Genomic DNA, 19459 nt, shown 5'->3' with positions numbered 1-19459 from the left:
AACAGACATCAAGCGCTCATTACTGCGCGCACAGTTGGGTTGCATCGAGATGAAATTCACAACTGTTGCGCTGTGGCTGATGCCAGTAGACTTTGTCAAACGAGGCGTTACAGCCGGCGTCTTCCATCAGGGCGATATCGCCATCACACACCAGAACCACCGCATGCTCTTGCTGGAAGTCATATAAAATGCGGTAATCTTCCACCTTCGCTTTTCGAGCCAGCTGTTGTAGCTGGATAAATTTGCCGTCGTTGTCTGTCATGGCATTCTGCACGATCTGCGCTTGTGACAAACCTTGCGTATCACCGAACTTGAGTTCGCCGTCCACTGACTGGGCGATATCTTTGACGACGGAGGCCATGTCATACATCGCCTCGCCCTGATACTGAGGTGAAGAAGCACAGGCAGTCAGTGCCACGCAAGCGATGAGTAACATCAATCGTTTCATAGTTCCTCCCAGGCGGTTAAGCGATTGTTTCTCGCACAAGCCGGTGTCGAGATTCCAGTTTTTAAAGAAGTCTGTCGGACCCTGGTCAAACACGGCCAGACACAGTTGTTCCCAAAAGCAGTGAATGGTGTGGATTGCTTTATCAAATACAGCGTCGTAGTGCATGTCGCCGTCTGGAGTTGCCAGATTTTCGATAAATTCCGTGTCCACTTCCTGCTGCAGCGGGTAGGTCAGACCGTGTTTGGCGGCCACATGCCGGGCCCATGCAAACAGGTGGTGGCCCTCTTCAACTTTATCGACCACGGTCTGGAAGCCGTGGTGCCAGGCATTAATATCCGGCTGGCACTGTTGCGCATAGTCGGGATAGGCGTTAATCAGAGCTGTGCGCCACAGGGTGAGAATGGTCAGGTCGAGAGACTTTGGATTTTCGCTGTCGACACAACTGCCGAGACTGTCGCGTACGCGGTCAGCATAGCCGACTTCACCCAAGCCCATGCGTTTTGGCCAGATGTAAGCATCTTGGTTCATCTCGCAGATTCGGTGTTGCTTGGCATTTTCTGCGTAGGGCCCGACTTTTAATTCGACCACCGGATGAATAGTGATGTCGGCTGCGACGTGAGCGACAAATCCACACAGCCAGGCAAAGGCTTTATCCTGCTCGCGTCCCTCCATCACTTTAATTAGCGCGATCAGTTCGGTAATTAATCCGCCGATGTTGGTGTAGTGCATCTCGTCGGCCCATTTATTCTGCGCCGAATCAAGGATGGCCAGATAAGGGTAATCGGGGCTGACACAGCCCAGTTCAATAAAGCTTTTATTTTGTGACAAGACCTTTTTAGCCTGCTTGGGAATGTTCAGTTTCATCAGACTGTTGTTCGCGGCCGCGACATGTATGCTGGTTATGTGGGCAAAGGCGCCGGGCATACTCACCTCCATTCATAAAAAGTACCCAAGCCTACCATTAAACAGTCATGAGAAACGTGATGGGCAACCTTAAAGCCGCGCCATCTGCTTTGCAGTCTGAATGATAAGACAAAGCCAGTACTTACAACGGAAGTGACAAGGCGACTAAGGAAGGGCGTGCATCAGCTGCCATGTTTAGGCGCTGAGAAAAACGGGAAGCCATGTGGCTTCCCGTGCAGTCAGTTTCGGTTTGACAACTTATACCCCGATTTCACCGCCATCTTCACGACGAATCACAACTGTTGCAGCACGTGGTCGCACGGTCACGCCGTTTGGTGTCTCTTCTGCAGCGTCATCGCTGTATGGCCAGTTACCCGGGTGCTGAATGTTAACAAACACTGATTTGTAATCCGGGCTGATGGCAAAACCAGTCACTTCACAGCCATTCGGGCCGACGAAGAAGCGTCGCAGATCCGCTTGGTTATCAGCACTGATAGCGACCTGATCACCGTTTTCGTCGGTCAGTTTGGACGGGACCACACACAGCATTTGGTCATTGGTGTAAGACGTGACTTCGCTGGCGCCGTTATCGGTCTGAATCCACAAAATGCCGCGTCCGTCAAAAGACAAACCATCCGGGCTGGCGAACTGGTTGAGTTCAGTCAGACTTGAACGGTTGGTGTCGGCGTCTTGTCCGGCGGCTGAACCGAAGACGAAAATATCCCAGCTGAACTCAGTAGAGCTGTCGCCTTCATCCCAGCGGATCACATGGCCAAATTTGTTGTTAAGACGTGGGTTGGCCGGATTGGTTTCACTGGTACGAGACGTGTTATTGGTCAGGGTCAGGTAGACCGAACCGGTATAAGGGTCCACCGTACACCACTCAGGACGGTCCATTGGTGTTGCCCCGACTAAGTCCGCGGCACCGGCTGTATTGATAATGATGTCGGCCAGTGTATCAAAGTGATCCGCCAGAGTGCCGTTGTCTGTGGTAACGCTGTCTAGTGTTAATGGCAGCCAGGTACCTGTGCTGTCTTCATTGAAGCGCGCGACATACAGCGTGCCTTCATCCATGTATTTGTCGCCGGTCACCAGGCGGTTAGCGGGATTAGCATCCGCCGGATCCCAGTTGGCTGCTGATTCAAATTTGTACAGATATTCAAAGCGTGAATCGTGGCCTGAGTAGAACACTACAGGTTTGCCCGCTTCAAGTTTGGCGAAAGTACAGCCTTCATGGCGGAAACGGCCCAGAGCGGTACGCTTTTTCGCGCGAGAGTTAGCGGTATAAGGATCGATTTCAACGATGTAACCGTGGCCGTTAGCTTCGTTACGATAGTCATCGCTGGAGCTGGCACCGGTTGGCGCGAGATTGAAACGGCTGAACTCGTCGAGACGTTCTTCCCCATGGCCCGCAAGCGATTCCCACAGATAGCGAGTGCTGCTGTTCTCGATGCCGATACGGTTCTGTTTCTTCAGTACGTGTACCCGCGTTAACAAAGTAACCCGGCCAGTTCTCTTCACAAGTGAGGTAAGTGCCCCATGGGGTGTAGCCGTTGCCACAGTTATTCAGGGTGCCGCGCGCCTGACTGCCGTCCGGCGAGAAGCGAGTAACCACACTCTCGGTATAAGCCACCGGACCCGACAAATCCATCACAGTTGCACCGGTGTAACGGCGGTTGAGCGGATCGTCATCCACCAGTTGCCAGGTGTTGTTTTGCAACTGGATACGAACCACAGACACGCCGTGCGCGTAGATCTCTTTGCGCACTTCATCGACGACGGTGCGTACGCCGCCTGAAACAGTCGGACCACTTGGGTGCAGCGCTGCCTGGTCGATGTATTCGTGGTTGATGCACAGCAGGCCGTCGGTCGCGCTGTCATTGATTGGAAAGAAATGCATGCCATCGTGATGCATGCCTAAGGCATTAAGCTGATCGGTACTGGTGTTGCTGCCGTCACTCAACCAAGCACTGCCTTGTGCGTTAAGTGGCGTGCCCCAGGGAACCAGTACCTGAGCCACATAACCTGGCGGGACCGCGACTGCATCGGTCAGTGAACCTGCAATGGATTCAAAATTCAGAGTCGCCGAAGAGACGCGCGCACTGCTTGCGGCCGATTCACTGCTGGATGAGTTACAACCCGTCAGACCAAAAGCGCCAAACGCGGTCATTGCACCGATGCCGACGCCGCCTTTGAGAATACTGCGGCGCGACAGGTTCGCTTCCAGCACCTCTTCAAAGGGTTTGTTGTTACTTTGGTTATAACGTGTTGGATTGAAGGTTTCCTTACTCATGGTGTGCTTTCCCGATAATTAATATTAACTTGATGTTTATAAGTAATTGAGCGGGATGAAGTTTAGATAGCTAACGTGACGGAAAGAATAAAGATAGATTAAGGTTATGTTGCTTAAAATCGGATTCGTCATGGTTATGGCTGGAAAGGTGCCTCAGAATGTCACGGCACCGAGATTTCGCATTTGTCTTAACACCCAGTTCACGCGCTGCTGCACATACTGCGTCATTGGCTGAGGGCGTATTTTATAGGGGTTAGGTAACACCACAGCTAACTGGGCTGCCTGATAAGCAGTGACCTGACTGGCCGAGACCCCGAAATAGTGCTGGCTGGCCGCCTGGACGCCATAAATACCGGGGCCAAATTCCACCACATTTAAATACATCTCCATGATGCGTTCCTTGCCCCAGATGAGTTCCAGCAGAACGGCAATGTAGAGTTCATACGCCTTACGCACATAGGTGTGGCTCGGAAACAGAAATACATTTTTGGCGGTTTGCTGGGTAATGGTACTGGCACCGCGATCCGGGCCGTTGCTGCCGCTGTTTTCCAGCACTGACAGTAAGGCGTGCATATCCACGCCCCAGTGGTGCGGGAAACGCTGATCTTCCGAAGCAATCACAGCCGCAGGAATGGCCGGTGAGATTGAGTTCAACGGAACCCACTGATGCTGAGTCCGGGCAGGGTAGTTCTGTGGTGGAAACAGGGTGCGTGCAATTTCCCAGCCCCAGAAACGGCGGGTTGACAAATTTAAGCAGCAGGACAAGCAGTAACGGCAAACCGAGCGCCAGACCCATTAAGGTCAGCAGCACTCGTTTAATCTTGCGTTTGATTGTCCGGATAGAAGCTTTCACACCTGCATCTCTGTGTCATAGTCAGATAAACTGTGAAGTTAACCCCATTTTTGCTATGGGGTTGTCCGTGAAGTGTCAGAGTATTGCCGGAGTTTTGTGCAAATCCTGATTGGCCTGTTGTGTAGACGCTTCCTACTTCAAGCAGCAGCGGTGCTGGCTACATTCTTTCACCCCAATCACATAGTGTCTCTAGGCTCATGGGGATTTACTCACTTTCACTTACTGAGTTCGTTCACTCAGGCTGATTGAGGCGGTACGTCCGGCAATCAGATCGAAATCTGACGGTGTCTGGTCGATGGCGATTCTGACCGGAATACGTTGCGCCAGGCGAATCCAGCTAAAAGTCGGATTAACGTTCGCAAGCAGGGTGCCGGATACCGTGGTTCGTTCACTATCATTAATCCCCGCAGACAATCCTTCCACATGACCGTAGAGCGGCTGGTCTTCACCCATGACAAAAATGGTCGCCTTGGCGCCGTTATGAATGCGGCTGAGTTTGGTTTCTTCAAAATAGCCCGCGACATAAAAGCTGTTGGTATCGACCAGTGCCATGATCGCCACGCCAGCGCTGGCGTAAGCCCCCGGGCGCAGCGAGAAGTTGGTAATGATGCCATCCACCGGCGCGTAGATATCGGCGCGCTGCAGATTTATTTTGCTCAGTTCAAAATCGGCCTGCGCTTTGTCCAGACTGGCCTTAGCCAGGGTCTGAGCATCGAGTTTGTCGTCTTTTTCCTGCACTGACACCGCTTTATTAAGGCGCAGATAACGGCGGTAGTCACGTTGTGCTGCGTTCAGAGTTGCTTTCGCTTCTTGCAGCGTGGCTTTGGCCTGCATCATATCGCGGGTCAGGCGCTCTTTGTCGAGGCTGAACAGCAGAGTCCCCTGTGTGACACGTTGGTTGTCGTGGACGTAGACCGATTTAACCGTCCCGGAAATGTCGGTCGCCAGAGGGACAATATCGGCACGAATTTTACCGTCACGAGTTTGCGGCGCGTAATGATAATAGCCGTATAAATGCCAGACCACGAAGCCAGCGATAACCACGGCCCCGGTCGTCAGCAGGGCCCGAAATGCAGATGCCAGTTTATTTTTGATCATAATAGAGTGTTCCCTGCGGGAGTAGTGATTAAGTTAAACAGATGAAACATCAGCCCGGTCAGCGAAATAAACAGGGCGATATCAAAGATCGGCCGTCTGGCGACCCAAGAGTAGAGACCGGCTTTGGTCATCAGGCTGGAGATCACCAAGCGCGTAAAAAACGCAATCAGCATGCACAGCAGTAACGGGGAGATAAAAATCCCCAGTATATCGATTTCATTCAGCATGTTGAGCTGTCCATTTTGCGGTCTGTGGAAATAAATTTGTGGTCTGTGGTGATAAATTGCGGAGCCTGCGGGAACAGCGCGATTCTCAGGCCGGTCAGTAAATATTGCACGTAATCCTGAGCCTGATCGCATGCCTGACGCAGGCAGTGATCAATCTGAGCAAGCAGGTCGGATGATTGAGCGCTCAGATCAGATGATGGAGTACTGTATTGATAGTCATTGCGTGCCAGAGCCTGCAGCAGGTTATTGAGCGACGATGTCTGGACACCTTGATCAGAGTAGAACCACTGGCGCAACCGGGCAGCAAAGACAGCGCCATTCATATGGGCGATCATGACCAGACTCTGCTGTTCCAGACGACTGCCAAGGCGGGTAGCCTGAAGCGCGATGCGATCCAGTGAGCGCACCACATAACGGTCAATGGCTGCATCATGGAACTGGGTCTGTAACTTGGCCTGATCGCGCAGCTCACGTCCTGCCAGTTGTTTGAGTACGTTTTGTGCGCCCCAGCTGCGACACATCGCCACAGCAAGAAACGCAACGTAGACACCAATCAGTGTCGCGACAGACGCATCGAGAAAATAGCCGATGTTAAACGGGGTATAGTGATTCTGGAAATTGACGTTACTCAGACTCAGCACCAGGACCAGCAGCGCGAGAGGATTGGTGGCAGCCCAAAGGCCCATTGGCAGCAGAAATGCCGCCATAACCAGCAAAAAACTGTCGTAACTGTTGGCCAGCGGCAGTAGCCCGTACGCCAGTACAAAAGCGGTCAATGTCGAAATAAAAGCAAAGCGGCTGAAGTGAGCAATTGCCAGCCCAGGTTTCGTCTGCGCCGCCGAAAAAGCCGATAGCGACTACACCAAGTAGCACCATATTCGGGCCTTGGCTCCAGCTGGTCGCATACCAGATCCCGCTCAGAATAAAATAGGTCAGCATAATGCCGACAAACATACGCAGCGCCAGGCCGGTATCCGGTGGCAGCGGAAAGGCTTTGGCCTTACTGATCGCATAACGGGTGGTGATGCTGGTTGAGTTCCCATGTACCGCAGCACGGTACTCCATCAGCAGCGCCCAGTCTTTGACGTACTTGTTGAGCAGTGTGGTGAGTTGGTTGAGCACCAGTATTTCCCACTCGGACGCCTGGTTTCGCACAGCATCGGGTATGACGACCGGCTGCGCTTCAGCAGTTGAGTCACGGCGGGTCACCTGTTCGACAGTGGCAATAAACTGGTCGCGAATGTCCGGCGAGAGACTGTGCAGGGCATGGCCAATGGCTGCAATACGCGGAATGATGCGCATCGCTTTGCGCTGCAAGGCGATGATGGCCTGATAGCTGGCAGGATCTAACTCGTGATCGTATTTCAGCACGGCGATCAGCTGCGAAAGTGACGAAACATCGTTTAAGATTTTGATTCTGTCTACATCCGTGGTGTGGTTGGCCTGGCCGCTGAAACAGTCGTCGCGCCAGATCTCCAAATCATGAATCCAGCCGTCGAGACGCGCAGTCAAGCCTGGCTTGATTGTGCCCGGTTTGAAAAACGCATCGACTATGCTGACGGCAAGAATACCGATGCCAATTTCGGTCAGGCGGGTCACGACCAGGTTAAACATGTTTTCCGGCTGCCCGATATAAGCAACCAGAACCAGCATCAGGGTGATACCGGCTAACTGCAGACTGTAAGCACGCGGCGTGCGGTCGGTAAAGGCGAGCGCCATCACCACCGACGAGACCAGACCGGTCACTAAAACCAGGATCATCGGCTCGCTGGATAGCCAGGCCGAAAGACCCAGAGCGAGGATCCCGGCCAGCAGAGTGCCGCTGAATCGATACAGGGAGCGGGCACGCATTGCACCGGATAACGGATTGTTGAGCACGCAACAGGTGACCATGGCCCAGTAAGGATTGGTCAGCCCCATGCTGGCGGCGACGAAATAGGCCAGCATCGCAGATGCGTAAACTTTGCCGGCAAATAGCCACTGGTGGCGACTGATCTTCATTTACTTTGCTTGGCTTGTTGGGCGTATTCGATAGCACGACTTTCAAACAGACGCAGCAGGCGGGTTGCCTGTTCGATCTCTTCCGTGATGACATCGGCCATTAATTCAAGGCGCAATGCATTGATGGCGGTTTCTATCCGCAGCGCCAGTTTCGGTACCTTTGGGCAGAATATGCAGTGTCTTTGCCCGGCGGTCACTGCTGCCTTCGTGGCGTACCAGCCAGCCTTCACTGGTGGCCTGATCAAGCAGGCGCACCAAAGTGCCCGGATTGATCCCCATTTCATCCGCCAGTTCTCTTTGCAGTAAACCCGCGTGGTGACGATGGACCAGCACAATCACGGTCGCCAATGACATCGAAATACCATAGTCGGCGATGGCTTCTGAAACCGCGTGTTTCCATGCCATTTTTACCGGCTGCAGACAGTTGGTCAGGTCATACAGGTGTCTGACTTTTTCGTTCATGATTATGCTCTTGCTGGGGAGTAAATGTTTCAGAATGTTACATTTATAAAGTTGCTAAAGCAACAATATGTAAAGCAATAATTCAAAAAACAATGATATATATGCTGGCGATATGGTTAGTTTGTTAACTATCAATAAAGGCGATAATATAAACCGAGGGCATCATTAGAGAATGATTAAGCGGAAAATGTCGTTAAATTATGGGTTTAAAAATAATCGGCTGTCTTGATACGAACTCAACACAGCGCGATCTGACTTGGTAGCTTTTATTAACAATTTACTTGCGGATGTCACAGTGGAAATTTGTTGATTTCGATCAATGTATGACATATATGTTACACCACGAATAGTAATCGGTTACATATCAAGTAAAACCGTGGTGTTGGTATAGGTTAACGAGCCTTTGGCATAGGTTGTAAAGTTGTGATGAAACGTTTTCAGTTAGGTCGGGCTACCATCCTTGATGGTGAGGCGCCGGAGTATATGTGGCTTAAAAAGATGCTTACTGATCGGGTGCCCAGAACGGACATTCTCAGTTCAGTAATGCGTTGTTTAGGCGGTAATGAACTGCTGGCAGATGCCATGGTGAAAGTGGCGGAAGGTAGCATGAGCCGCGGAGAATTTGCGGCTCTGGTGGAACAGTATCAGGCGGGTATCATCGCTCAGCCGCAGGTATTTCCCAAACATGCCGCAGAGTTGTCTTATTTTTGAGTGGCGCTGTGATCACAGCACAGAGCCCGGCATTGTCCTACATAAGTTGTAATACCAACGCCGTTTGGGTGATGTTCCTGAATCCCCCTCAGTCCCTGAACGGCCTTGGCGACGCTGACTTTTTGGCTGCCGGTTTGTTATTCGCGCCTGTCTACGGTGTTTGATACCAGCGTTTACCATACGCACTGTGATAGTCCGGTGTTTCTATTGTCTCCCCTTCAAGTTCTTTTACTGGCACCAATGGCCCGACTTGGGTGCGATAGGGCAGATATCCGGCCCACACCGGTAAATCGAGATCGGCTTTATCATCACTCACTTCTCCCGCACTGATTTTGACTGACGCTTCATTCAGAGCGATTTTTAGCAGCTTCGTTGCGGCTAATTCCTTTTGGTTGCTCAGGCGAATATGTTGTGTGCGTCCCGGCGCGATTTGTTCGACAAAATGATTCAATAAGCGGTCTTTTTCCTGCGCGTCCTCCACACAGACAAACTGCCCGAACACGACTGCCGAACGATAGTGGGCACTGTGATGAAAAGCGGACCGGGCCAGCACCCAGCCATCAAATAGAGTGAAAGTCAGGCAGGTGGAGTCACCCTGTTGCAGCGTTTTCAGCAAACGACTGTTGTTGGCTCCGTGAATATAGACCGCATCATCGACCCGCCAGGCCAGCATCGGGATCACCACCGGCCCCGATTCTTCCGCAATCGCGATATGAGCGATCAGGCTCTCATCAATAATTTGATAGAGCTTCTCCGGTTCGAATACCGCTTTATGAGGCGCTTTTTTGATTTGAGTTCTGGAGTTTTTCGACAGCATAACAGTCCCTGTAATTGTTTATATTTGAATACGTTACTCACGCCAGAGAGCGTCTGGATTGCAAGCGTATTGTTTGGCTATGAGCGTATTGTTTAGCTATAGGCGTATCGTTTGATTGCAATATAATGGCTGACTGGTATGTTTTTTAGAGCCAGTTTTTGAAAAAGGATGGATCCGATTTGGCTCTGATAGACAGTGGTGATTTGGGATTAGATACCCGGCAAGGTTCAAGGCAAGCGAGATTGTTTCACGCCATCCGTGACAAAGTAGTCCACAATCTGTGGCCGACAGGTGGTAAATTGCCGTCAACTCGCCAGTTGGCGCAGGAGCTCGATTTAAGCCGTAACACGGTGATAGCGGCGTATGAGCAGCTGGTGGCGGAAGGGTATATTGAAAGTCGGCCCGGCGCCGGATTCTACGTCGCGGTCGAATTGCCGGAATCCTTTCTGCCAGCGCAAAGGGCGTCTGAGCCAGTCACTCACATTGATCCGGCGTTGGGAGTGAATCGTCCGTTTGCGCCTGGTGTGCCGGATCTGGATCAGTTTCCGCTCGCCAAATGGCAGCGCTTGATGCAGCGTCATGCCTCGCGTACGACGATATTGGGTAACCATCTCATTCAGGGCAGGCTGGAGTTACGCACGGCTTTGGCTGATTATCTTGCATCCAGCCGTTCGGTGCATTGTGATGCCGGCAGAATCATTATTACTTCCGGTGCGCAGCAAGCGTTATCGATTGCAATTATGGCGACGCTCGGCGCATCAGATACCTTGCTGATGGAGCAACCCGGTTATAGCCAGATGCGTAAAATTAATGCATTGCTGGGGATTCATCAGCAGCCGGTTGCCGTGGTCGAGAAAACCGGTCTGGATGTGTCTGCTGTGCTGAGAAGTGACGCGCGGGCACTGTACATCACGCCCAGTAATCAATATCCGATGGGCACCACACTCAATACAGCGCAACGCCTCAGCCTGATTGAATGGGCGGTGAGCCGGCAAAGCTGGATCATTGAAGATGATTACGACAGTGAATTTCAGTTTGCCCACAGGCCATTCACCAGTTTACAAGGTCTGGCCGGACAGATGGGGATGGATGAGCGGGTGTTGTATGTCGGCTCGTTCAGTAAGGTGATGTTTAACGGGCTGCGGCTGGGCTATCTGGTGGTGCCGGACTCGCTGGTTGAGCGATGCCTGATGATTAAAGATGCGTTAAGCGGAGATTCACCGGCTCATATCCAGGCAGCACTGGCAGATTTCATTGTCGAGGGCGACCTGCTGCGTCATATTCGTAAAATGCGCCGCCTGTATAAGAGCAAATATGCCGCGATGTGTGAGGCTATCAGGTGTTACTTCGCCGATAAGGTGGAGATCATCAGTCAGCCCGCCGGGCTGCATATCACGATGAAATGGCAGCAGGGGATTGATGAAGTGAGTTGGGCACAGCGTGCTGAACAGAAAGGCATTATTATCCGTCCGTTGGCCTATTATGAGCCGGCTACGGCACCATTCCGAGGATGGCACGGCGCTGTACTTGGCTTTGGTAATGTTGCGCTGGAAGAGATCGACCCTAAAATCCGCGCTTTGGCCGAACTGTTTCACGATTAGCGGTTCAATAACGGCATGTCAGAACAGGTAACGAAACCGGGTGTCCTGACATGCTGTTGACCGATTTAACTGGTGACGGGTTCTGCTTGCGCAGCTTTATCCATCATACCGGATACCAGGGCCAGGATTAATGCACCAAAGGATAGCAGTCCTCCGGCCCAGTTAGGTGATTGCAAACCGTAGCCGGCGGCAATCACCACACCACCCAACCAGGCACCCAATGCGTTGCCGAGGTTAAACATACCGATATTGACCGTCGCCGCCAAAGTCGGCGCGCCAGCCGCTTTGGCTTTATCCATCACCAGTTTCTGGATCGGGGATACGGTGGCAAAGCCAAACGCTGCCATCAGAAAAATACACAACGCGGTCATGAACTGGCTGTCTATGGTGAAGTTGAACACCAGCAGCACAGCACCCTGGGCGAACAAGGTGGTATACAGCATCGGCATCAGTGCTTTGTCAGCATATTTGCCACCGAGCTGATTACCGACAAACAGGCCAAAGCCGAACAACAGCATTAACCAGGTAATATTGGCGGGGCTGTAACCGGCCAGCTCAATCGCCATCGGCGCCATGTAGGTGATGGAGGTAAAGAAAGCACCCGGACCCAGCACGGTAATCCCCATTGCAACCAGCACATTACGGCTGCGAAAAGCATTGAACTCCTTAGAAAACTTGTGTTCTTTGGCTTTTGGCTGATGAGGGATCAGGCGCCAGATACCCAGAACGCCCACGACACCAATCAGCGAAATAACCGCAAAAGTGGCACGCCAGGAGACATGCTGGCCAAGCCAGGTCCCGGCCGGAACACCCACCAGGTTAGCGACGGTCAGCCCCATAAACATAAACGCGATGGCACGCACCCGTTTAGACGGTTCAACCATCTCTGCCGCAATGATGGAGCCGATTCCGAAAAAGGCGCCGTGCGTCAGAGAGGTCACGATTCGGCCCACAATGGCGATGCTCATATCCGGTGCCATCGCGGTAATCAGGTTACCGGCAATAAACAGCAGCATCAGCACAACCAGCATGGCTTTTTTCGGAATTCTGGCACCAAAGATAACCAGTGCCGGTGCGCCGACAAACACGCCCAGAGCATAAGCGGTAGCGAGGTGACCGGCGACCGGAACAGAAACATCAAAGTCCGCAGCAATAACCGGCAGCAGGCCGGCGATGATAAATTCAGTCGTGCCGATCCCAAAGGCTCCGATTGCAAGAGCCCATAGTGCAATTGGCATAGTGTTGTCCTCAAAAATGGTTTGGTCTTTCAAGCCCGCCTTTAATGGCAACGGTGAGTGCTTTGAAAGATGGTGTAACAGGCTGAGCTGTTGGCGGTTTATCTACTGGCTACTATTGTATGGACTCACAGCGGAGACTTAAAGGCTTGGCTATGCATTAAATTTGATACCCTAGAACGATTAGCGGCAATGATGAGCGCGATTTGGGTTTAAACCGGCATAGGCAATGAATTACACTGGGATCTGATGAACCTTAAACCAACACAGACCAAAAGGTGGAACTATGCAGCGTAAATTACTGGCACTGGATCTCGACGGAACGGTATTAACGTCGGACCACACAGTCAGTCCTGCTCTGATTGAAGCGGTAAAATCCATTGCCGAAGTTGCACATGTGATGATTGTGACCGGACGTCATCATGTGGCTGCGGAACCGTTTTACCGCCAGCTCGGACTGAACACGCCGATTATCTGTTGCAACGGCACCTACATGTATGATTTCGGCCAGCAGAAGGTCCTCAGCGAAAACTCGATAGCGAAAGACACCGCCGCTCAGTTTATTGATTTGTCAGAGCAGCATGACTTGAAAATGGTGATGTACGTCAAAGACGCCATGCTGTATTCCAACCAGCGTCCGATCAACTACATGGAAGACATGCTGACCTGGTCACAGACGTTTCCCTGCGCACCAGCGTCCGAATATCCGCCGGGTGGAAGACTTCCGTCAGGAGCTGGCCGCAACCGACTATGTGTGGAAATTTGTCGTAGAAGGCGGTGATGTCGACACGTTTGCCAATATCGATTTTGTCAGCCAGCACTTTATCGGCGAGCAGTCGTGGGTCGACCGGGTCGATTTTTCTGCTATTGGTAACAGTAAAGGTAACAGGCTGACACGCTACGTTGAACAGCTCGGCATTCCGCTTGAAGCCTGTGTCGCGGTGGGTGATAACCACAATGATATCTCGATGCTGTCTAAAGTCGGCCTGGGGATCGCGATGCAAAATGCAGACGACAAAGTCAAACAGCATGCTGACCGGGTCACTGAGCACAATAACAATCACGCGACCGGGCTGGCGGATGAGTTAAAAGCGCTGTTTCTGTAAACTCACGACGGGTTTGGAGCCAGGCAATTTATTGTCAAGGCATGAAGAAATTCTCAGGGAACAAAGAGATGCTCAGTGAATAAAAACATCTCCAGTGCCTAAAACAAAGGGATGCCCGGTGGCATCCCTTATCGTTGCTAGAGTGTGATCATCTCAATAAACTCAAACTGACCATCCTGATATTGGTATTTTAAAATGGCGCAGTTGGGAATCGTCATCGCCGGATCGGCATCCTGATTCCAGTGCAGATGGAACTGTTTACACGCACCGTAATGGGAAACGGCCAGCACACAGCGATGATCCTCGTTTTGCATTAGCTTGTGGCAGGTTTCGACCATACGCTCTCTGACCGCCGTTTTGGACTCGCCGCCAAACTGCACGTAGTGGTTCTCGCGCGTTTCCAGATCCGGGTGTAAATCTTCGCTTTCGCCTTCGTACAGGCCAAAACTGATCTCTTTTAAACCTTTCAGGCGCTGATATGGCATGCGATTGCGGGTTGCCAGCTCAGCGGTATCACAGGCACGTTCTGAGGAAGAGCTGTACAGGTGGGTCAGTTCAACCTCATCAAAATAGGCGGCGGCTTGTCTGGCCTGCTCAATACCCAGTTCGGTTAACGGCGAGTCACACCAGCCCTGCATTTTTCTTCTGACATTAAACAGCGTTTGCCCGTGTCTCATCAGGTACAGCACTTTCTTCACAGCGAATCCTTAGCTACTTAGCCGGCTTTAATAGTGCGCTCTGTTATATCACAGCTGCGAGGTTGGCTGAAGTGAATGACCGCTATCAAGCCTGCTGATTGATTGTGCTTCAGCCAAAAGTTAGTCAATTAAATCAATCGATAGCAGTAAGCGGGTCTGTCCGGACGGCACTGGCGGAGAGCGGTGTACGATGGCATTGTGTTGATTGCCTTCCCAGTTTGAACCTTTCAGCAGCGCGACATCGCCGCATCCGATAGGCTGAATTTGCTCGCGGGTGATGTATAAACCGGCGCTGATGTCGTCGATTTTGCTGTCGCGCGGGCCTAAGTGACGTCGGTCCACGTCTTCATCGGCCAGCCATTCACTGCCCGGGCCGTAAAAAGCACTCACCAGCCTGCAGCCAACCCGGTCAACGTGAAAGCGCGGACACATGGCGGAGTCCAGGGTGGTGAGACGAATACCAAGAGTCCGGGCTTCAAAAAGTATGCTGTACATCTCGGCCAGCTCGCTGATGTTGGCGCTGAGTTCATCGCCACATGGCCATTGTGCCAGTTCCGAGCGCAGTTCCTGCCACACATTCTGCGGTGTGACCTGCAAAGCGATCTTAACGCGCAGGCCTTGTTGTAATGCCTGTTCAATACCCTGCGTCAGGCTGTCGGGCAGTCGACGTTGCCAGATGGCAAGATTATGTTCCGGCTTGAAAATTTCCGTCAGTACCAAAGGATGATCTGAGGTAATGGCGCGGCACAAGTCCTGGCGCTCGGTCGGGAGATTATAACTGGCGGTTTGCGTGCTCATCGGTTTCTTCCATGTTGGTATGTTATCTGATTTATTGAAATGTTATATCATAACAATAAGGCTAAAGAAACAGAGAAACAGAGAAACAGAGAAACAGAGAAACAGAGAACGACCGCTGCATGGCACAGGATCGAGCAGGTTATAGAGGCTTAATACACATCCCTCTTACCGCTTGGTAAGAGGGATAATCATGCTTAGTGAACCGCCATGACCTTAGTTTTCCCGGGAACAGACAGTTTTCCGGGGAACAGTTTGCCTGGAGACAGTTTGCCCGGAGACATCTAGCCTGGCTTGTACTATTTGTTCGGCCAGCTCAGCAAATCCCAGACCGCCGTCAGCCTGGGTTATATAGCGCGGCTGGTGAGTCATCAGGGGTAACAGCGGCCGAATGTTATTGACCCCAAAGGTAAGCGGCAACCAGGCGAACATCCCCTCATCGTTGCGCGAATCACCAACATACGCGAGCTGGTCCAAAGCCGGAATATGGCCATGATTCATGTGACGCAGATAAGCTTCGCTGCTACTGCGTTTGCTGTGAGCGCCGATCCAGACGTTGATATGCACTGAACTCTGAGTGGCATTGACTGGCTGCGAGTCTATTTCTAGCGCCTGAATGCGGCGTAACAGTTCATTACAAACCGCACTATCTACCGGCTCTCTGTCCTGGGCGATATTGACCGCCACGTCGCAAAAGCGAAAGGCTTGATCCGGCGCCAGGGTGACGCCGGGATAATCTTGCAATATGGTGCTGATCGCCTCAAGCAGCGCGGTTTGCTGCCGCTTCATCTCTGTTGCTGGTCGGGTGAAGTGACTGGTAAAACCGCGCTCACCACAACTTATCCAGAAACGCGCCGTTTTCACCGATCACACCATGCAATGGCCACAGTTTGGCCATCTGATCGCACCAACCGGCGCAGGCACCGGTGACGGCCACCACTTTAACTCCGGCTTGCTGCAGGCGGGTCAGTGCCAGCAGGGTTTGAGGCGGCAGCTTACCTTGCCAGGTCAGGGTGTCGTCGACATCGGTCAGCAGCCAGTTTATGTCGCCAAGATGATGGAGGTCGTCACCGCTTTGCAAACTGCCGGGCAAAAACTTAGCCATTGACCACCTCGCGCGCCTTAGGTTGTGCGCAAGCCTCAGGTTGTGTGGATGTCTCAGATTGTTTGGATGCCTGAGATTGTGTGCACGCTTCAGGTTTTGTACACGCAATGCGCTGACCGTCATTGAAACCAAACAGATGGATCTGTTGTGGCTGGATGGTCAGCGCCAGTTTGTCGCCAATCTGTATCGGCGTGTGGCCCTCAACGCGCAGCACCAATTTTTGCGCTGGATCCTGCTGTAATTGACAGTAGACTAAAAGATCAGCGCCTAAGGCTTCAATCAGTTCCACTTCTACACTAAACCACGCATTCTGGCCGGCATTCGGTTCATTTAAGCCACAAGATTGCAGATGTTCGGGGCGTAAGCCAATTTTAACCTTACCCAGATTCAGAGCCGAGGTATCCATTGGCAGCAACGCCTGGCCGATCTTTAGTCCGTCCACCGTCACTTCGCCGTCCAGAATATTCATTGCCGGAGAGCCGATAAAGGTCGCGACAAACAGTGACGCCGGGCGGTCGTAGACCTCAAGTGGTGTGCCGACCTGTTCGATATGGCCCTGGTTGAGAACAACCAGTTTATCTGCCAGTGTCATGGCTTCGACCTGATCGTGAGTTACATACACCGAGGTTGTGGCAAGGCGGCGCTGCAGCTTCTTGATTTCAAGCCGCATCTGTACCCTGAGTTTGGCATCCAGGTTGGAAAGCGGCTCATCAAACAGGAACACTTTCGGCTCACGCACAATCGCCCGCCCCATGGCGACACGCTGACGCTGGCCGCCGGAAAGCTGGCCTGGTTTGCGAGCCAGCAGGTGATCCAGCTCCAGTAGTTTTGCCGCTTCATGCACCAGACGTTCAATCTCTGCCGGCGGGGTTTTACGGTTACGCAGCCCATACGCCATGTTGTTGTATACCGTCATGTGAGGGTAGAGCGCGTAGTTCTGAAACACCATCGCGATGTCACGTTTCGCCCGGCTCCAGTTGGTTCACGCGGGTGTTGTCGATCAGCAGATCGCCGTCGGAAATCGTTTCCAGGCCAGCGATCATGCGCAGCAGGGTCGATTTGCCGCAGCCACTTGGGCCGACCAGTACCACCATCTCGCCATCGTCGATATTGAGGTTGAGCTGCGGGATGGCCTGAAAGCCGTTCGGGTAACATTTGGCAATGTTAGTAAGAGTTAAAGTAGACATTTATTTCTCCGCGTCGACCAGGCCTTTGACAAAGGCTTTCTGCATTGCCAGCACCACGATAACCGGTGGCAGCATGGCGATAAGGGTAGTGGCCATAATTTTGTTCCATTCGATGACGCCATCAACCACACCGAGCATCTGTTTAATCGCCATCACTATGGTGTAATACTTGGCGTCGGTGGTGATCAGCAGTGGCCACAGATATTGGTTCCAGCCATAGATAAAGGTGATCACAAACAGTGCGGCGATATTGGTGCGAGAAAGCGGCAGCAGAATATCGAAGAAGAACTTCACTGGTCCGGCGCCATCAATGCGAGCCGCTTCTATCAGTTCATTCGGCACAGTGAGAAAGAACTGACGAAACAGGAAGGTCGCGGTCGCGCTGGCAATCAGCGGGATGGTTAAACCGGAAAAAGAGTTAAGCATGTGCAGGTTCGTGATGACTTCAAACGTCGGCATGATGCGCACTTCCACCGGCAGCATCAGGGTGAAAAAGATCATCCAGAACGCCAGCATACGGCCGGGGAAGCGGAAAAATACCACCGCATAGGCGGACATAATTGAGATGATCAGTTTGCCGACGGTAATACACAGCGCCATGATCAGAGAGTTCAGTAACATATGGCCGATAGGCAGGCTATTGTTGTTGAAACTGCTGTCACTGCTGAACAGGTCGCGAAATACCTCAAAGCCCAAATCACCAAACCATAACGGGGTGCTGGTGGCAAACTCGTAATTGTGGTGGGTGGTTGCAACGATAGCTATCCACACCGGCAGCGCAATCGCAACAATGCCAAGCAGCAGAATGACATGGCAAAACAGATTGAACAGGGGTCTTCTTTCTACCATCAGTAAGCTACCTTTTTCTCAACGTATTTAAATTGAATTACCGTCAGCCCGGCAACCAGTAACATCAACACCACGGACTGAGCCGCGGATGAGCCGAGATCCAGGCCGATAAAACCATCGTTATACACCTTGTAAACCAGCGTCGAGGTACTGTTACTCGGGCCACCGGAGGTCATGGCATGGATGATGGCGAAGGTATCAAAGAAGGCGTAGACGAAGTTAACCACCAGCAGGAAGAAGCTGGTCGGCGAAATAAGCGGAAAGCTGATGGTGATAAAGCGTTTCACCGGACCGCTGCCGTCAATAGCCGCCGCTTCATGCAGTGATCTGGGAACGGACTGCAGCGCTGCAAGAAAAAACAGGAAGTTGTAGCTTATCTGTTTCCAGGTCGAGGTGATGATCACCATCCACATGGCGTGAGTTCCGTTCAGGGTCGGATTCCAGTCAACGCCGAACCAGTGCAGCAGTTCGGTAATCACACCAATGGTGGGATCGAACAGAAACAGCCACAGCGAACCGGCGACAACCGGCGCTACGGCATAAGGCCAGATCAGAAAAGTGCGATAAACGGTGGCGCCACGCACGATATGCTCGGCAAAAGCGGCCAGCACCAGGGCGCTGAGCAGGGCCAGCACCGCCACGGTGAGGCTGAATTGCAACGTGGTCAGCAGAGAGTCCAGGTAGAGCGGATCCGACAGCAGCGTCTGGAAGTTTTCCAGGCCGACAAATTCGCGGCTCATGCCAAACGCATCTTCAAGCTGCGCCGACTGAAAAATCGCTTGTCCGGCTGGCCAGATAAAGAATACCAGCGTGATCACCAACTGCGGGGCGATCAAACAGGCGGGTAACCATTTGTTGTTAAAAATAACGGGTGAGGACATATCAGTACCACTACCTCAGGTAAAAAGCACAGGTCAGCAAATACCTGCAAAAACAGACACAGGTACAAACATGCACCAGTAAAAACATTCACCAGAAAAAAGCGTGCAAGGTGTCAGTTAGACGGGGCGCTACACGTGAGGCCAACTCAGTGCGGCGCCGGCAAAAGGTGCTTCCGTTTTGAACCGCAA

General features: G+C 52.2%; 13 protein-coding genes and 6 pseudogenes. 3 read left to right on the top strand and 16 right to left on the bottom strand.

Going from position 1 to position 19459, the window contains the following annotated elements:
- Positions 1-19 precede the first annotated feature (19 nt).
- The 8 genes and pseudogenes from ABDK09_17885 to ABDK09_17850 form a co-directional block, all read right to left on the bottom strand.
- Entirely contained in the window at positions 20-1372 is a 1353-nt protein-coding gene (locus tag ABDK09_17885) for a zinc dependent phospholipase C family protein (protein ID XAW88849.1), read from the bottom strand.
- 237 nt (positions 1373-1609) lie between these two features.
- A pseudogene (locus tag ABDK09_17880) lies at positions 1610-3644 on the bottom strand (PhoX family phosphatase).
- Positions 3645-3797: 153 nt separating this feature from the next.
- Positions 3798-4440 (bottom strand): annotated as a pseudogene (mtgA, locus tag ABDK09_17875) (monofunctional biosynthetic peptidoglycan transglycosylase).
- A gap of 276 nt (positions 4441-4716) precedes the next feature.
- Positions 4717-5595 carry an HlyD family secretion protein gene (locus ABDK09_17870; protein ID XAW88848.1) on the bottom strand — a complete coding sequence of 293 codons (879 nt, stop codon included), beginning with the start codon at positions 5593-5595 and terminating at the stop codon, positions 4717-4719.
- On the bottom strand, positions 5592-5822 hold the full coding sequence (locus ABDK09_17865; protein ID XAW88847.1) for a DUF1656 domain-containing protein: 231 nt from the start codon (positions 5820-5822) through the stop codon (positions 5592-5594). Before ABDK09_17865 ends, ABDK09_17870 begins: the two co-directional genes overlap by 4 nt.
- On the bottom strand, positions 5816-6634 hold the full coding sequence (locus ABDK09_17860) for an FUSC family protein (GenBank protein XAW90774.1): 819 nt from the start codon (positions 6632-6634) through the stop codon (positions 5816-5818). The genes ABDK09_17865 and ABDK09_17860 overlap by 7 nt, the downstream gene beginning before the upstream one ends.
- Positions 6635-6686: 52 nt before the next feature.
- Positions 6687-7823, bottom strand: a pseudogene (locus ABDK09_17855) (FUSC family protein).
- A gap of 105 nt (positions 7824-7928) precedes the next feature.
- Entirely contained in the window at positions 7929-8285 is a 357-nt protein-coding gene (locus ABDK09_17850; GenBank protein XAW88846.1) for a MarR family transcriptional regulator, read from the bottom strand.
- A gap of 423 nt (positions 8286-8708) precedes the next feature.
- Here ABDK09_17850 and ABDK09_17845 point away from each other — a divergent pair, with 423 nt between their 5' ends.
- Positions 8709-8996: a hypothetical protein gene (locus tag ABDK09_17845; GenBank protein XAW88845.1), complete on the top strand. Its 288-nt coding sequence runs from the start codon at positions 8709-8711 to the stop codon at positions 8994-8996.
- A gap of 151 nt (positions 8997-9147) precedes the next feature.
- Here ABDK09_17845 and ABDK09_17840 read toward each other — a convergent pair whose 3' ends face one another.
- Positions 9148-9813, bottom strand: a complete 666-nt coding sequence (locus ABDK09_17840) for a pyridoxamine 5'-phosphate oxidase family protein (protein XAW88844.1) — start codon at positions 9811-9813, stop codon at positions 9148-9150.
- 179 nt (positions 9814-9992) lie between these two features.
- On the opposite strand from ABDK09_17840, the gene ABDK09_17835 reads away from it, so the two are divergent.
- A complete protein-coding gene (locus ABDK09_17835; protein XAW88843.1) occupies positions 9993-11414 on the top strand; it encodes a PLP-dependent aminotransferase family protein in 1422 nt (473 codons plus the stop codon).
- A 65-nt stretch (positions 11415-11479) separates the two neighbouring features.
- Here ABDK09_17835 and ABDK09_17830 read toward each other — a convergent pair whose 3' ends face one another.
- Positions 11480-12652 carry an MFS transporter gene (locus ABDK09_17830; protein ID XAW88842.1) on the bottom strand — a complete coding sequence of 391 codons (1173 nt, stop codon included), beginning with the start codon at positions 12650-12652 and terminating at the stop codon, positions 11480-11482.
- Positions 12653-12935: 283 nt separating this feature from the next.
- On the opposite strand from ABDK09_17830, the pseudogene ABDK09_17825 reads away from it, so the two are divergent.
- Positions 12936-13755, top strand: a pseudogene (locus tag ABDK09_17825) (pyridoxal phosphatase).
- Positions 13756-13892: 137 nt separating this feature from the next.
- On the opposite strand, the gene ABDK09_17820 reads toward ABDK09_17825, so the two are convergent.
- The 6 genes and pseudogenes from ABDK09_17820 to ugpA all read right to left on the bottom strand — a co-directional run bounded on the left by ABDK09_17820 (position 13893) and on the right by ugpA (position 19270).
- Positions 13893-14453, bottom strand: a complete 561-nt coding sequence (locus ABDK09_17820) for a histidine phosphatase family protein (GenBank protein ID XAW88841.1) — start codon at positions 14451-14453, stop codon at positions 13893-13895.
- A 120-nt stretch (positions 14454-14573) separates the two neighbouring features.
- On the bottom strand, positions 14574-15251 hold the full coding sequence (locus ABDK09_17815; GenBank protein ID XAW88840.1) for a DUF1826 domain-containing protein: 678 nt from the start codon (positions 15249-15251) through the stop codon (positions 14574-14576).
- Positions 15252-15464: 213 nt separating this feature from the next.
- Positions 15465-16353 (bottom strand): annotated as a pseudogene (locus ABDK09_17810) (HAD-IIB family hydrolase).
- Positions 16346-17540: pseudogene (locus ABDK09_17805) on the bottom strand (sn-glycerol-3-phosphate import ATP-binding protein UgpC). Before ABDK09_17805 ends, ABDK09_17810 begins: the two co-directional pseudogenes overlap by 8 nt.
- Positions 17541-18389: a sn-glycerol-3-phosphate ABC transporter permease UgpE gene (ugpE, locus tag ABDK09_17800; GenBank protein XAW88839.1), complete on the bottom strand. Its 849-nt coding sequence runs from the start codon at positions 18387-18389 to the stop codon at positions 17541-17543.
- Positions 18389-19270 (bottom strand): sn-glycerol-3-phosphate ABC transporter permease UgpA, encoded by an 882-nt coding sequence (gene ugpA / locus ABDK09_17795; protein ID XAW88838.1) that lies wholly within the window; start codon positions 19268-19270, stop codon positions 18389-18391. Before ugpA ends, ugpE begins: the two co-directional genes overlap by 1 nt.
- Positions 19271-19459 lie beyond the last annotated feature (189 nt).

The sequence above is a fragment of the Vibrio sp. CDRSL-10 TSBA genome, assembly GCA_039696685.1.
GTDB lineage: Bacteria > Pseudomonadota > Gammaproteobacteria > Enterobacterales > Vibrionaceae > Vibrio.
This window is presented reverse-complemented; position numbering and strand designations above follow the sequence as displayed.

Excerpts from the sequence above, each read along its gene's own strand:
- ABDK09_17885 (XAW88849.1), bottom strand. The coding sequence starts at position 1,372 with ATGCCCGGCGCCTTTGCCCACATAACCAGCATACATGTCGCGGCCGCG.
- ABDK09_17870 (XAW88848.1), bottom strand. The coding sequence starts at position 5,595 with ATGATCAAAAATAAACTGGCATCTGCATTTCGGGCCCTGCTGACGACC.
- ABDK09_17865 (XAW88847.1), bottom strand. The coding sequence starts at position 5,822 with ATGCTGAATGAAATCGATATACTGGGGATTTTTATCTCCCCGTTACTG.
- ABDK09_17850 (XAW88846.1), bottom strand. The coding sequence starts at position 8,285 with ATGAACGAAAAAGTCAGACACCTGTATGACCTGACCAACTGTCTGCAG.
- ABDK09_17840 (XAW88844.1), bottom strand. The coding sequence starts at position 9,813 with ATGCTGTCGAAAAACTCCAGAACTCAAATCAAAAAAGCGCCTCATAAA.
- ABDK09_17830 (XAW88842.1), bottom strand. The coding sequence starts at position 12,652 with ATGCCAATTGCACTATGGGCTCTTGCAATCGGAGCCTTTGGGATCGGC.
- ABDK09_17815 (XAW88840.1), bottom strand. The coding sequence starts at position 15,251 with ATGAGCACGCAAACCGCCAGTTATAATCTCCCGACCGAGCGCCAGGAC.
- ugpE (XAW88839.1), bottom strand. The coding sequence starts at position 18,389 with ATGGTAGAAAGAAGACCCCTGTTCAATCTGTTTTGCCATGTCATTCTG.
- ugpA (XAW88838.1), bottom strand. The coding sequence starts at position 19,270 with ATGTCCTCACCCGTTATTTTTAACAACAAATGGTTACCCGCCTGTTTG.